The following is a 14,118-nucleotide window of genomic DNA, read 5'->3' as shown; positions in this document are numbered from 1 at the left end:
CGCTGATCGCTAGCCGAGCCTCTTCAGCCAGTCATGCCCTTCGCCATAGGCAAGCGTGATAGCCTTGGCCAGCCATTCCCGCTGGTCGTCCGCGAGCAGCGGGAGGGCCGCCTCGAAGTCGAGGAGGTCCTTGGGGCGGGGGGATTTGGCCTTGTAGAAGAGCTGGATCTCGGCGGCGAGGTAGGGGATGCCCGCTTCGCTGCGCGCGCCTAGTTCGGCGAGGGGCCGCGTGATTGCGGCGTTGCGGCGGGATTGCCAATGGCCGGCAGTCCCGTCGTCGAGCATGAACTGGATGGCCCACGGAGCATCCGGATTTGGGCGGCACCAGATGTCGTGGATCTGGGGGGCGAGGTTTTCGCCCAACGGCCAGGGGCGGAGCCGGCCCGGCGGGTCGGCGACCCAGCAATCCCAGCCGGCCATCAGCCTGCGCAGCTTTTCGTGGTCATGGGGGAGGAGCAGGACGTCGATATCGCCGTGAGGCCTGATCGTGCGTCCGACGAAATGATCGATGGCGTAGCCGCCGGCTATCCACCAGGGGAACGGCGCATCGCGGAGCAGCGTGGCGACCTCGGCAGGCGCGAGGGGCGACCAGGGCTTTTCGTGTTCGGCGACCATCAGGCAGCGGCCTGCTTCCAGTCGGGATAGAAGGCGACCTTGTGGACGCGGCGCGTTGCGCGGCTTTCCTCGCCGAGCGGGGCGACTTCCCATTCCCAGCTGCGCTCGGGTTGCGGCAGGCGGCGGCCATAGAGGAGATCGAACTGCTCGCGCTCGCCCCCGCCCCGATCGAGGGTGCGGTAGCTCACATCGGTGACCAGCGAGACCGCGCAGGGCAGCCGGGTGAGATCGTCGAGATGCGCATCGACCACCTTGCGCTCACTGCCGAACGGGGCGCCGGCGGCGAGCTGGGAGACGAGGTTGATGGAAATGACCCAGTCGAGTTCGGGCATGCCGGCGAGGAAGCCCAGGGGATCGGCCATGGTGGCGGCGGACAGGTCGCGCCAGTCGTGGCGGATATTGGCATGGATGCGGGTGCGGCGGCGCGCGGGGGCGATATGGGCGCGATCGACCAGCACGACGCGCTCGAAATGCCGGGCCAGGAACTCGACGGGTACATCGAAGAGCGGGCCGGAGCCGAGCACGACCACGGTGCGCCGCTGCGGGAGTTTGGCGATCATGCGTTCGATATGGCTCGCCGTCTTGCGCGTATGGGGCAGCCAGGCCTGCGCCTGACGACGGCCGCGCGCCCACAGGCCCACTGCTTCGTAGATGTGAGGGCGGAAGGGCTCGGGCGTGGCGAAATAGCTGGTCGCGTAGATCAGGGTTTCGGCGAGCATGCGCGATTCCATGGGGTGATGGCCAAGCTTAGAGCATTGGCGCGACAACGTGAATCCCTGACGAATGTTCGGCTTTCCCGCTCACGGACGATCACTTTTGGCGCAATGGCGGATGATTTTTGCCTTAATTGCGTGCAATCTGCCGTGATCCGTCGAGTGGGGCCCGATTTGCTCAAAGCCAGTCTTCTCAGCATTGCCGCGCTGGCAGCTCTGTCGCTGCCCGCGACTGCCGAGGGTTGTGGCGAGCTGCGCGACGGCCCGCGCGGCCGCGTGACTGAAGTCACGGACGGCGACACGGTGCATCTCGACAACGGCCTCATCGTCCGCCTCGTCGGCACGCAGGCGCCCAAGCTGGCGCTCGGCCGACCGGGCTTCGAGGATTGGCCGCTCGGACACGAGGCCAAAAGCGCGCTGGCCGAGCTTGCGCTGGGGAAGCCGGTGCTGCTGCGTTATGGCGGGGAAGAGCGCGACCGCTATGGGCGGGTGCTGGCGCAGATGTTCGTACGCGACGGCGAACAGGAAATCTGGGCGCAGGGCGCCATGGTGGCCTCGGGGCTCGCCCGGGTCTATTCCTACGCCGACAACCGTGCCTGCCTTGCATCACTGCTGGCCGCAGAAGCCCGTGCGCGCGCCGAGAGGCTTGGAATCTGGCGCGATCCCTACTACAGCATCCTTATGGCCGAACGGCCCGAGATGCTGACCGGGCGCCAGGGGCAATATGAGCTCGTGGAAGGCCGCGTCCTCGTGGCCGGCAAGGCGAGCGGACGGGTCTATCTCAACTTCGGCCGCAACTGGAAAGATGATTTTACCGCCGTGATCGGTGAGCGGGCATTGCCGCTTTTTGCCGAGAGCGGCCTCGACCCGCTGGCGCTGGGGGGCGCGTTTATCCGGGTTCGTGGATGGGTTGACGATAAGGACGGGCCGCGGATCGAGGTCACGCATCCCGAACAGATTGAGGTTTTGGCCACACAATGACGGGTTTGCGGCGAGTTCTGTTTGGTCTGCGTGGTGGCCTGCTCCTCCCGGCGGTCGCTGTGCTGGCGGCCTGCACCAACCTCTTCCCCCAATCGCAGATTTCGGTGACGCAGACGGGCCAGAACAACGCGCCCGCCGTCGCCGTGCCTTCGGGCACCGATCCCTCCGACGCCGTGATCGGCCTGCGCGAGCATCCGCGCATCATCGCCTCCTATGGCGGCATCTATTCGGACCGCCCGGCCGAGATCATGCTGGCCCGTATCGTCGGCCGGCTGATGACGGCGGCCAACCAGCCCAATTCCAAGTTCACCATCACCATCCTCGATTCCTCCGAGGTCAACGCCTTCGCCCTGCCCGGCGGCTATGTCTATGTCACGCGCGGTATTCTGGCGCTGGCCAATGACTCGAGCGAACTGGCGGCCGTGCTGGCCCACGAAATGGCGCACGTGATCCTGCGCCATGCCCGTGCCCGCACCAACCGCGCCCGCACCAACGAAGTGGTCGACAAGGTCATCACCTCGGTCTTCGGCGGCAATACCCAGACCGACCAGTCGGTACAGCGCGCCAAGGTATCGATGGCTGCCTTCAGCCAGCAGCAGGAGCTCGAGGCGGACCGCGAAGGCATCATGATCGCCGGCAAGGCGGGCTACGATCCCTATGCCGCCTCTCGGTTCCTCGGCGTAATGAGCCGTTTCGCCAAGTTCGCGGCCGGCAATTCCGGCCAGGGCGACGACTTCCTCTCCTCGCACCCCTCGACACCCGACCGCATCCAGAAGGCCATCGAAACAGCCCGAGGCTCGTTCGGCGCCCCGGGAAGCGGCGAGACCGATCGCGATACCTATATGGCCGGCATCGACGGGCTGACCTTCGGCCCGAGCCCGACGCAAGGCTCGATCGTGGGCCGCAAGTTCGTCCATCCGGGCAACAAGTTCACCTTCACCGTGCCCGCTGGCTATACGCTGCAGAATTCGCAGAACGCCGTGGTAGGCGTGGCCGGCGATGGCGAAGCCGTGCGCTTCGACAGCGCCGAGGTACCGCCGACGGTTTCGCTGGTCGACTATCTCAAGTCGGGCTGGATCGCGGGGCTGGATGCGGCAAGCGTCAAGGCCGAGAGCTATAACGGCATCGATATGGCCTCGGGCGTGGCACGCACCGACCAATGGGCGTTCCGCGTCTCGGTGATGCGCTTCGACGGCGTGGTCTACCGCTTCATCTTCGCGGCGAAATCGGACAGCAACCGCTTCGCCCAGGGCGCCGCCGAAACGCTGCGCAGCTTCCGCCGCGCGGCGGGGAACGATCTCTCGACGGTACGGCGCGTGGCGCTCAAGATCGTGACGGCACGGGCCGGCGACACGGCTGCCGGGCTGGCGCAGCAGATGAGCGGACTGACGCGGGGGAATGACCTGTTCTACGTGCTCAACAACCTGCTGCCGGGCGATCCGCTGGTGGCGGGGCAGAAGTACAAGATCGTTACGCTGCAGTAGGGGTGGAGGAGTTCGAGGTACGGGTTCCTCGTGCTGGACCAGGAATACTCCTTCGCCTCACCCACAACACTTCCCCGGCCGTAGAGCCGGGGCCCACGGATACCTCCACTCGAGTGGAGGGGTGCAATAGGCCCCGGGTCTTCGCCCGGGGAAGTGCAGTGGTGGGGATGGGAATGAGGGAGTAGCCAGTAAGCGGCCGACGGTACGCAGTGGGAGTAAGCCGGCGCCGCAATCGCTTATGCACCTGCGTCAGTCACTCCAAGTACCCCACGAAACAAAAGAGGCCGGCATTGCTGCCGGCCTCCTTCAATCCATCTCTGCAAGAGCTGCTTATGCAGCCTCTTCCTCGGCCGGGTCGGCCTTGGAGCGGCGGGGGCTCTTGGCGAGGTTCTTTTCGATCAGCTGGACGGCTTCGGTCAGCGTCAGCTTGTTGACGGCGGCGATCTCGCGGCTCATGCGGTCCATCGCCTGCTCGAAGAGCTGGCGTTCCGAATAGGACTGCTCCGGCTGGTCGTCCGAGCGATAGAGATCGCGCACGACTTCCGAGATGGCGATCAGGTCGCCCGAATTGATTTTCGCTTCATATTCCTGGGCGCGACGCGACCACATGGTGCGCTTGACGCGGGCCCGACCGGTTACGGTGTCGAGTGCCTTTTTCACGACATCTTCTTCGGCGAGCTTGCGCATGCCGACTGATTTGATCTTGGCGGTGGGGACACGCAGCGTCAGCTTGTCCTGCTCAAACGAGATGACGAAGAGCTCGAGGCTCAGCCCCGCAACTTCCTGCTCATCGATCGAGGTGATCAGGCCAACGCCGTGGGCCGGGTAGACGATATACTCGCCCGTCTTGAATCCGAGCCGCTGGACGGGCTTCTTGGCAACCATGGGTGTACTCCTAGTTGACGCCGCGACGGACAGCTCTTGCGCGACCAAGGCCGTCCGTTCCCTACTTATGAACCAACCTGCCCCCGTTTCCCGGGGCGCTTTATGCAGCCTAATAGCATGCCCCGCCGGGTCCGCGAGACCGGCCGGAAATGCGACGCTTTGATGATCCTTGCAAAAAAACAGTGCCTTGCGGCACCGGGTCATGTGACGGGCTTGACTGCATATGGGATCACCATAGCACAAATTTTCAGCAGAATCAAAAGTGACGAATCAAAGCCTCAACGCGGGCGGCAAAGCCCGGATTCAAAGCCTTTTCGTTACTAGACGTCTTGCGACTCAGTCGCCTTCGCCGGGAGCTTCCGAGAAATATTTCTCGAACTTGTCAGCCACCCCGTCCATCTCCTTGGCGTCCGCCGGAGCGTCCCGCTTTTCGGTGATGTTGGGCCATGTATTGGCGTACTTGGAATTGATTTCAAGCCACTTGTCGAGACCGCTTTCGGTATCGGGCTTGATGGCCTCGGCCGGGCATTCCGGCTCGCACACACCGCAGTCGATACACTCGTCCGGGTGGATCACCAGCATGTTCTCGCCTTCATAGAAACAGTCGACGGGGCAAACCTCGACACAATCCATGTATTTGCAGCGAATGCAGTTATCCGTGACGACGTAGGTCATTTAAGTCCTGGCGAGCGCGGCCGGCGCTCAAGCTTGGCGTTAGGAGTACCCGCTCCTGCTAGACCTTTTCGATAACGACTGCAAGGCCATGAGAAGGCATCATTTTGCCGCTACCCGGCAGGGTGGGGAAATGATGGTGCGGAGGAGGATGGGAGCCGGCGCCCGCACAGCGCTCCGTTTCGCCCCACCACCGCGCTTCCCCGCCGCAGAGCCTGGGACGTAAAGAGGCGGGGAGTGCGTGGGGGGGGGGCGGCCGGGATGGTGTCGCATGGCCCTCTCCCCCTTGAGGGAGAGGGCGCCTGAAGGGCGGGTGAGGGGTTCTGGCCGGCATCGCTGACCCCTCATCCGTCGGCTGCGCCGCCACCTTCTCCCTCAAGGGGAGAAGGAAGAAGGAGTTCCGTGGCGGGTATCCGTAACCACCGACGTTCGATCTCCCACCACCACGAAACTTCCCCGGACTTGATCCGGGGCCCACGGATACCTCCACTCGGGTGGAGGAGTGCAATAGGCCCCGGATCAAGTCCGGGGAAGTGCAGTGGTGGGGAGGGAGTGCAGGCAGAGGGAAGAGGGGAAGAGGCGCGCCGTGTCTACTCGCCCTTGAGACGATCGGTGTCCCGGCGTTCCTTCTTGGTCGGGCGCCCAGCCCCGGCATCGCGTTCGGCGACCGCCGGGATTCGGTCGGCGCGGGGGAGCGCGGGTGGGGAGAGGTCTTCGTAGAGGAGGGCGGCTTCGGGGGCCGGGCCGCGGCGCTGGCCGGGGTCGAGGATTTTCCAGACGAGGAGGCGCGTGTGGACCGTCATGGTCAGCACGTCGCCCGCGCCGACCCGGTGATCAGTAGAAAGGGTCCGTTCGGAATTGACCCGAACGGCGCCACTTTCAATCAGCTTTTGCGCGAGCGTGCGCGATTTGACCGCGCGCGAGAAGAAGAGCCACTTGTCCAGACGCTGGCGGCTCTCCGGCATTTACTCGGACTTGGGATTCTTGAGCGCCAGCAATGCTGCGAACGGCGAATCCGGGTCGAAAGTCGGTTCGCGCTTTTCGCGCGGACGATCGAAGCTCTTGCCGCCCTTGCCCGCATTGTCGAACTTGCGCGGCTTGTCGAACCGGCGCTCTTCGCGCGGAGCACCGCCGCTGCGCTCGCCACGCGGCGCATCGAACCGCTGGCCCTTTTCGAAGCGCGGCTTGCGATTGTTGTTGTCGCGACGGCCGCGGCTTTCACCTTCGCCTGCCCCCTCGCCCGCGGCATTGCCCTGGCGAGCGTGGTTGTTGTGACGGCGATTGTCGGGTCGGCGGCCGGCCGGGAACCAGACTTCGTCGAATTCGGGCTCGGCAGGCGCGGCGGCCTCGGCATCGGTGGCCACGGTTTCAGCAGGCGCGGCTTCAGCAACGCCAAGCGTCGTCTCTTCGACCGGAGCTTCGGCCTCGGCGACTTCATCGACTGCCACGAGATCGGACTCGATCTGCTCGGGCGTCTCGCCGGTCTCCAGCAGCGCTTCGGCGGGAGCTTCGGCAGCGCCTTCCACCACGGCCGGAGCCTTGGGAGTGCGGCGCACGCGATAGCCGAGCGCGGAGAGGATCGAGGCGAATTCTTCGCCGGCGCAGCCGAGGAGCGAGGTCATTTCCACGGTGACGCGGAAGCCATTGGCCTCGGCGGCGCCCGGGGGCAACTCGCCCGAATGGGTGCGCGCATCGAGCGCGATCAGCGGACGGATGATATCGGCAAGGCGCTCGAGAATATCGACGCGCACGGCACGCTTGCCCGCCACCTTGAAGCCGGCGATCTCATAGAGCTTGGGATTGACGGCCGGATCGATCTCGAACGATGTGCGGCCCGAGAGCACGATGTGCGGTAGGTCCGCCACGCCCGGCTGGCGGATGCCGCCATTCTTGAGCGCGTAGAGCACCAGCGCCAGCTCGCGCGGAGCGGGCTTGAGGCTCAAGGGCAGGTAGATGTGGTAGGCGCCGAACTTGATGCCGTGCTTGCGCATCTTGGCGCGCACGTCCTGGTCGAGCCCCTTGACCTCGTCGGCCACCGCCTGGCGCGGCAGGATGCCCAGATGCTCGGAGAGCTGGAAGGCGATGCCGCGCGCCGCCCCGTCGAGATCGGCGGGTTCGGCCAGAGCCGCGATCGGCTCGAGCTGGGTATTGACGTGATGGCGCAGCCAGAGGCCGAGACGATCCTGCACGCGCTCAAGCTCGGGCCCGGTCAGCGATTCGTCGGCAAGAACGAGCACGCGCGGGCGCAGGATATGGTCGCCCTCGACCAGCTCGCCCACCACTTCGCCGCGCCAGCGCAGGCGGCCGTCGGTCGCCAGGACGATTTCTTCGTTCGGCGCGCCCGAGAGGCGCTCCGCACGGTTGCGGATTTCGGGCGCGACGGCGCTGTCGGCCGCGGCACGGAGCCCCTTGGCGTCTCCGTCACCGTCTGATCGGGCGAGCGTAAAGCGGAAGCCTTCGATCGTTCCGATGAGGTGGCCTTCCAGGGAAACTTCACCCCGGTCGTTGATTTGCGGAGATACCATGCGTCTGTCTTTCAGGTGACGGATAAGAACGCTCGTCCTGCGGTCCACGAAACGCTGGATCAGCTTTTCGTGAAGTGCGTCGGATAACCTGTCCTCTATGTCACGGGTTGTTTCGCGCCAATGCGTTGGGTCTTCAAGCCAATTTTTGCGGTTGGCGACGAAGGTCCAGGTTCGTATCTGCCTGATCCTGTTCGACAGGGTGTCAATGTCGCCGCTGATATTGTCGCAGAACCGTACCTGCTCGGCAATCCAATCGGGGTCGAGAAACCCGCGCTTTCTGAGATCGGAATAGAGACGTGTGACAATTTCGCCATGATGAGCCGGGGAGATGTCCCGGTAATCGGGCGTCTGGCACACTTCCCAGAGCAATTGTACGGATTTCGCGTCGGTTGCGAGCCGCCCCGCTTCGTTGCGGGCGACGAATTCGAGCGCAATCTGGTCGACCGCGGTCGGCGCACGGGTCAGGGCCCTGTGCCGCGGGGTCGAATCGAGCGAACGGCGCAGCGAATCGATGGACGCGAAATCCAGCTCCGTACTGCGCCATTGCAGAATCTTGACCGGCTCGAAGTCATGGGCCTCAAGCTGGGCGATGAGTTCTTCCTCGAAGGGGTCCGTGCCGCCGGTAACGCCAAACGTGCCGTTGCGCACGTGACGCCCGGCGCGGCCCGCGATCTGGCCGAACTCGGCCGGGGTCAGCGGGCGGGTCTGGCGGCCGTCGAACTTGGTGTCGTCGGCAAAGGCGACGTGGTGGACGTCGAGATTGAGGCCCATGCCGATGGCGTCAGTGGCGACGAGGAAATCCACTTCCCCGCTCTGGTAGAGTTCGACCTGCGCGTTGCGGGTACGGGGCGACAGCGCGCCCATGACCACGGCGGCCCCGCCGCGCTCGCGGCGGATGAGTTCGGCGATGGCGTAAACCTGCGCCGCCGAGAAGGCGACGATGGCCGAGCGCTCGGGCTGGCGCGAAATTTTCCGCGAGCCGGCATAGGTAAGCGCGGAAAGGCGCGGCCGGTGGATGATCTCGGCATGCGGCAGCAACTGGCGGATGACCGGGGCCATGGTGGCCGAGCCCATGAGCAGGGTCTCGGATATGCCGCGGGCATGGAGGATGCGGTTGGTGAAGATGTGGCCGCGGTCGAAATCGATCGCCGTCTGCACCTCGTCGATCGCCACGCATTCGACCGGCATGTCGGTCGGCATGGCTTCGACCGTGCACACCCAGTAGCGCGCGCGGGGCGGCACGATGCGCTCTTCGCCCGTCACCAGCGCCACGGCCTGTTGCCCGACCCGGTCGACCACGCGGTTATAGACCTCGCGCGCGAGCAGGCGCAGTGGCAGCCCGATCATGCCGGAGGAATGCGCCAGCATGCGCTCGATGGCAAACCAGGTCTTGCCGGTATTGGTCGGCCCAAGGACGGCCTTGAGCGACTGGGAGGGAAGGGAGGCGTCCATTGGCGGGGAATATGGTCTCCGATAGCGGCAAAAGCCAGACCGCAGCGTCCGCTTTCCACCTGTCCTCGGCTGGCACAATTGTGGCGAAAAGGCGGCGTCGCGTTAATACTTAGCACAAAGAGAGAACAAACGCAGCCCGAATCGATGAGAATCACCGAGTCTGATTTTGTTCTCTACTGCATGTTGGGGGTGATTCCGGTGACAAGCCGCAAGAGTGAGTCCTGTTGACCCAATATGGGGTCGCAGATCACCCGAAGCCGTTCAGGATCACTAATTTTTAGTAAATTTTTACCGGATGGCAATCTTCGTTAACGAGGGGTTACCGGCAAATTTCCGAATAATTTTAGACACTTCACCCTCTCCCATCCGTTTTCCGGGGGCCTCGGGGCGTCAAATTGTCAAAATAGTTTTTGACGTGCCGGATTGGGACAGGCGACTGCACGGATGCATGCAAGTTCCGGAAACGAAACCTGACGCAAATTTGAACGCTAGGCACAACAAGTAACCATCGCTATATTATGGCTTTCCAGACTATCGAGAGGCCTGCCATGTCCCCCAACGCCACGATCCTCAAGGATACCACCCAGCATTCCAACTGTCTGGCCATGTCGGATGTCCTCAACCGGATCGGCGACAAGTGGAGCGTGATGGTGGTGGGCATGCTCTCGCGCAACGGCACGCTGCGCTTCAACGAGCTCAAGCGGAACATCAACGGCGTCTCCCAGCGCATGCTGACGCTGACGCTGCGCAATCTGGAGCGCGACGGCCTCGTGACGCGCACGGTCTATCCCGAGATTCCGCCGCGCGTTGAATATAGCCTCACCGATCTCGGCCAGACGCTCACCAAGCCAATCAACGCGCTCTGGGACTGGTCGGCAGAGCACCACGACGAGATCGTCGAGGCGCGCAATCTCTACGACGCCGAACGCGCCCCCGCTGCCGAAGAGCCTGCCCGCATCGCCTATGCCCGCTGAGCCGGCGCCGCACACGCGGCGTTCGCTGGCCAATGACATGTCTGCGCTCGGCATCGCGCCGGGCGACGTGCTCATGGCCCATGCGGCGCTGAGCAGGATCGGCCGCGTGCTTGGTGGCCCCGATGCCGTGATCGGCGCACTGCGCGATGCCCTCGGCCCCGAGGGCACGCTCATGGTTTATACGGACTGGAACGGCGATTTCGATGACCTGCGCGACGCCGATGGCGATGTGCCCGAGGCGATCCGCCCCGATATCGCGCCCTTCGATCCCCTCACATCCCGCGCCATCAGGGACAACGGCACGCTGCCCGAATTCGTGCGGACGACGCCGGGGGCCCTGCGCTCGGGCAATCCGGGCGCATCATGCGCGGCCATCGGCACGCGCGCGCAATGGCTCGTGGCCGACCACGCCCTGCAATACGGTTATGGCGAGCAGTCTCCGCTGGGCAAACTGGTCGAGGCCGATGGCAAGGTGCTGCTCCTCGGCTCCCCGCTCGATACGCTGACGCTGCTGCACCATGCCGAACACCTGGCCGACATTGCCGGCAAGCGCATCCTGCGCAAGCGCGATCCCCTGCTCGAAGACGGCCGGGTCGTCTGGCGCTGGATCGAGGAATTCGACACCGGCGATCCCATCGTCGAGGGGCTGGCCGAGGACTATTTCGCGACGGTCGTCAGCGAATTTCTCGCCACCGGAAAAGGAAAGCGCGGCACCATCGGCGCCGCGCCCTCCGTTCTCGTGCGGGCACGCGAAATCGTGCCCTTTGCGGTGGACTGGCTCGAAAGCCGGTTTCCCCGCTAGATCAGCGCCACCACGCGCTTGCGGCGCCAGAAGAACCAGTAATAGGCAGCCTGCAGCACCAGCATGGTGGTGAAGGACAGCGCATAGCCCATCCAGATGCCGTTGAGCCCGTAATAGTGCGAGAAGAGAATCGCGCCGGGCAGTTCCACGCCCAGGATCGTGGCGAGCGAGATGATCATCGGCACCAGCACCGTGCCGCTGGCGCGCATGATGCCGGTAAGCACCACCGACGCGCCGAACAGCAGGACGCTCCAGAGCACGATATGCAGCAGGGTCTGGGTCATCTCGACCACATGCGAATCGGTGAGGAAGAGCCGCACGATGTGCTCGGAGAAGAGATAGGCCAATAGGATCAGCGCACCCGTGATGATGATGTTCATCACGAGGCCCGTGCGGGTGATGGCCCGCAATTGCCCCGACTGGCCGGCGCCGATCGCCTGCGCCCCGAAGATCGAGGCGGCGATGCCGATCGACATGGCCGGGAACTGCACATAGCTGAGCACCTGGTTGACCGCGCCATAGGCCGCCGTGGCGTCCGAGCCGAAATGGTTGACGAGCCCGACCACGACGATCGCCGCGACCGAGGACACCACCATCTGCACGCCCGCCGGCACGCCCAGCTTGAGGATGAGCATGAGCAGCTCGCCATTGATGCGCAGGTGCTTGAGCAATGCGCGATCGGGCGCCAGCGCATGCTTGCGGATACGCAGGTAGAAGAAGAGGAACACGAGGACCGAGATGAAGCCGGCGATCGAGGCCACGGCAGCCGCATCCACCCCGATCTTGGGGAGGCCGAACCAGCCGAGGATCAGCGCAGGCGTCGTAACGAGGCCGACGATGATCGAGATGATGAGGGCCACGAACGGGGTCACCGTGTCGCCGACGCCGCGCAGCACCGAGGTGACCACGAGGAAAAGGAAGAAGGCCGGCATGCCGATGAGGAAGATGCGACCATAGCTGGTCGCGAGGTCCACGATATTGGCCGGCGCGCCGAGAATGCCCATGAGCTGGGGTGCGAAGAACCCGCCCAGCACCGCCACGACTAGGCCCGCCAGGAACGTCACGGTGAGCGTCGTGCCCGTCACTTCCTTGACCTTGTCGATATTGCGCGCACCCCAGGCCTGGCCGATGAGGACGGTCGAGCCCGAGGAGAGCCCGATGATGAAGCTCATCAGGAAGAAGACGATGGGAAAGAAGGTCGAGGCGGCGGCCAGGGCCTCAACGCCGATCAGCTGGCCGACATAGATGTTGTTGATGGTGCCCGAGAGCGATTGCAGGATGTTGGATGCCATCAACGGCACCAGGAACACCAGGAATCGCTGCCAAAGGGGTCGGACGGTCGGGGTCATTCCAGTAAGTACTCCGAGTTTTCAAGGCTGGCGTCCGCAGCAAACTCCCCCATAGCCTCGGCACGGCGAATATGACCGGCGACGGCAAGGGGCCACTTCACGTCCGAACATGGGGACGCAGGCGGGTCGGAGCACAAGAGATTGAAACGGCGCGGCTTTGCTCTAGACGGCCCGCCCCATCGCGTCAATCGATCCTCGCCATTGGCCCGAACGCTCGCGCCTCCGGTGTGCCTGCCCGGCAACGCCTGAGGAACGGTCGCCCCGCTCAACCGTTGCATTGGCACGAGCGGAGGACCCCGAAAATGACAGTGGTAACCGGACTTTTCGATACGCAGGAAGAAGCGGCAACAGCAGTGCGTGCGCTGCGCGACGCCGGCATCGACAACACCGACATCTCGCTGGTGGCCAATGGGCTGGACAGCGTCATCGACTACGAGAACGAGCTGGCCGACGATACCGGCACAGGCGCCAGCGTCGGCGCGGTGCTAGGCGGCGCGGGTGGATTGCTGGCGGGACTCGGGCTTCTCACCATTCCCGGCATCGGGCCGGTCGTGGCCGGCGGCTGGCTGTTGGCGACAGCGGTTGGCGCGGTGGCCGGAGCCGTGGTCGGCGGCGCCGCAGGCGGCTTTATCGGCGCACTGACCGCGGCCGGCATCAGCGAGGAGGACGCCCATTTCTATGCCGAGGGCGTCAAGCGCGGCGGCACTCTGGTGACGGTGCGCGCTGTGGGCGAACTGGCTGACAAGGCAGAGGAAATTCTCGAAGCCGCCGAACGCGTCGACGTGCAGACGCGACGTGCAGCCTATGAGCAGGATGGCTGGGAAACGTTCGACGAAGAGGAGCAGCCTTATTCACCCGACGAGATCCGCGACTATCGCGGGCTCTATAACCGCAACCCGATCTGACGGGGGAACTCCATCCGCCCTGACCCGTTCTCAAGGCAGCGAGGGGCGGAACAACAAGGAGTAACCCCGATGAAGAAACTCTCAGCTCTGCTGCTGGCCGGCGTGTTCGCGGCTGCGGTTCCCGGCCTTGCCGCGGCGCAGGACGCCAATGTCGGCGCCCAGGTCAAGGCGGGCGCGCAGGACGCGGCCGGTGCGGTCAAGGATGCAGCGGGCGAGGTCAAGGACGCCGCCGGCAATGCCATGCAGGCCGCGGGCGACGCCATGAAATCGGCGGCCGCTGCCGCCATCGCCACCACCGATGACCTGGCAGCCAAGATCACAGCCGGCGCCAGCGCCGACGTCAAGGCCATCAACGAGACGACCAACGTCAAGTTCGTGGCGCTCTCCTCACTCAAGGTCGGCGGGGCCGCCGATGCGGTGGCCGACCATACCGACTGGCTCAATACGCTGCGCGCCGACGTAGCGGCCAATGCCGCCCTCAACGCGAAGCTGGAAGCGGCCGGCTACAAGGCCGACCAGGTCGTCTATGCCGATGCAGGCGAAGACGGCAGCGTGACCGTCTACGTGGACGACAAGGTCCAGTAAGCCCAAGTGCTCCCGGGCAGGCCAACCTGCCCGGGGCTTTTGCTGCAAGCGCAGTTGCCAGCCCCAAAAAGCTCCGCTAGAAGCGCAGCGTGCCCCTCTGGCGGAATGGTAGACGCAGAGGACTCAAAATCCTCCGCCGCGAGGCGTGCCGGTTCGAGTCCGGCGGGGGGCACCAT

13 protein-coding genes and 1 tRNA gene are annotated in these 14,118 nt (G+C 64.7%); 7 read left to right on the top strand and 7 right to left on the bottom strand.

Annotated features, from left to right (window positions below):
- Positions 1 to 9: 9 nt before the first annotated feature.
- Both JNE37_RS10945 and JNE37_RS10940 read right to left on the bottom strand, forming a co-directional pair.
- Complete coding sequence (locus JNE37_RS10945) at positions 10 to 615, bottom strand: nucleotidyltransferase domain-containing protein (RefSeq protein WP_203066261.1); 606 nt, start codon at positions 613 to 615, stop codon at positions 10 to 12.
- Entirely contained in the window at positions 615 to 1,334 is a 720-nt protein-coding gene (locus tag JNE37_RS10940) for a hypothetical protein (protein ID WP_203066260.1), read from the bottom strand. The genes JNE37_RS10945 and JNE37_RS10940 overlap by 1 nt, the downstream gene beginning before the upstream one ends.
- Before the next feature lie 18 nt (positions 1,335 to 1,352).
- Between JNE37_RS10940 and JNE37_RS10935 the strand changes: the two genes are divergently transcribed.
- Positions 1,353 to 2,309 (top strand): thermonuclease family protein, encoded by a 957-nt coding sequence (locus tag JNE37_RS10935; RefSeq protein WP_246513623.1) that lies wholly within the window; start codon positions 1,353 to 1,355, stop codon positions 2,307 to 2,309.
- Entirely contained in the window at positions 2,306 to 3,793 is a 1,488-nt protein-coding gene (locus JNE37_RS10930; RefSeq protein WP_035033305.1) for a M48 family metalloprotease, read from the top strand. The genes JNE37_RS10935 and JNE37_RS10930 overlap by 4 nt, the downstream gene beginning before the upstream one ends.
- Before the next feature lie 330 nt (positions 3,794 to 4,123).
- On the opposite strand, the gene JNE37_RS10925 is transcribed toward JNE37_RS10930, so the two are convergent.
- The 4 genes from JNE37_RS10925 to JNE37_RS10910 all read right to left on the bottom strand — a co-directional run bounded on the left by JNE37_RS10925 (position 4,124) and on the right by JNE37_RS10910 (position 9,327).
- Positions 4,124 to 4,678 carry a CarD family transcriptional regulator gene (locus JNE37_RS10925; protein WP_035033308.1) on the bottom strand — a complete coding sequence of 185 codons (555 nt, stop codon included), beginning with the start codon at positions 4,676 to 4,678 and terminating at the stop codon, positions 4,124 to 4,126.
- Between the two features lie 336 nt (positions 4,679 to 5,014).
- The gene (gene fdxA, locus JNE37_RS10920; RefSeq protein ID WP_035033310.1) at positions 5,015 to 5,353 is read right to left on the bottom strand and encodes a ferredoxin FdxA; all 339 of its coding nucleotides are present in this window, start codon (positions 5,351 to 5,353) and stop codon (positions 5,015 to 5,017) included.
- 587 nt (positions 5,354 to 5,940) lie between these two features.
- The gene (locus JNE37_RS10915; RefSeq protein ID WP_035033313.1) at positions 5,941 to 6,315 is read right to left on the bottom strand and encodes an RNA-binding S4 domain-containing protein; all 375 of its coding nucleotides are present in this window, start codon (positions 6,313 to 6,315) and stop codon (positions 5,941 to 5,943) included.
- Positions 6,316 to 9,327 (bottom strand): helicase-related protein, encoded by a 3,012-nt coding sequence (locus JNE37_RS10910; RefSeq protein ID WP_203066259.1) that lies wholly within the window; start codon positions 9,325 to 9,327, stop codon positions 6,316 to 6,318.
- A 548-nt stretch (positions 9,328 to 9,875) separates the two neighbouring features.
- On the opposite strand from JNE37_RS10910, the gene JNE37_RS10905 reads away from it, so the two are divergent.
- Positions 9,876 to 10,301, top strand: coding sequence for a winged helix-turn-helix transcriptional regulator (locus JNE37_RS10905; protein ID WP_052015261.1), 426 nt, complete (start codon positions 9,876 to 9,878; stop codon positions 10,299 to 10,301).
- Positions 10,291 to 11,103: an aminoglycoside 3-N-acetyltransferase gene (gene aac(3), locus JNE37_RS10900; RefSeq protein ID WP_203066258.1), complete on the top strand. Its 813-nt coding sequence runs from the start codon at positions 10,291 to 10,293 to the stop codon at positions 11,101 to 11,103. Before JNE37_RS10905 ends, aac(3) begins: the two co-directional genes overlap by 11 nt.
- Here the strand turns inward: aac(3) and JNE37_RS10895 are convergent.
- Positions 11,100 to 12,395, bottom strand: coding sequence for an MATE family efflux transporter (locus JNE37_RS10895; protein ID WP_246513621.1), 1,296 nt, complete (start codon positions 12,393 to 12,395; stop codon positions 11,100 to 11,102). The genes aac(3) and JNE37_RS10895 overlap by 4 nt on opposite strands.
- A gap of 359 nt (positions 12,396 to 12,754) precedes the next feature.
- On the opposite strand from JNE37_RS10895, the gene JNE37_RS10890 reads away from it, so the two are divergent.
- The 3 genes from JNE37_RS10890 (at position 12,755) to JNE37_RS10880 (ending at position 14,117) form a co-directional block, all read left to right on the top strand.
- Positions 12,755 to 13,357 (top strand): general stress protein, encoded by a 603-nt coding sequence (locus JNE37_RS10890; RefSeq protein ID WP_203066257.1) that lies wholly within the window; start codon positions 12,755 to 12,757, stop codon positions 13,355 to 13,357.
- 69 nt (positions 13,358 to 13,426) lie between these two features.
- Positions 13,427 to 13,942 carry a hypothetical protein gene (locus tag JNE37_RS10885; RefSeq protein ID WP_203066256.1) on the top strand — a complete coding sequence of 172 codons (516 nt, stop codon included), beginning with the start codon at positions 13,427 to 13,429 and terminating at the stop codon, positions 13,940 to 13,942.
- Positions 13,943 to 14,033: 91 nt separating this feature from the next.
- Positions 14,034 to 14,117, top strand: a tRNA-Leu gene (locus JNE37_RS10880).
- The last annotated feature ends 1 nt before the right edge of the window (position 14,118 follow it).

It is taken from the genome of Paradevosia shaoguanensis, from assembly GCF_016801025.1.
GTDB lineage: Bacteria > Pseudomonadota > Alphaproteobacteria > Rhizobiales > Devosiaceae > Paradevosia > Paradevosia shaoguanensis.
The sequence above is the reverse complement of the archived record's forward strand: the minus strand, read 5'-3'. Positions and strand labels throughout refer to the sequence as shown.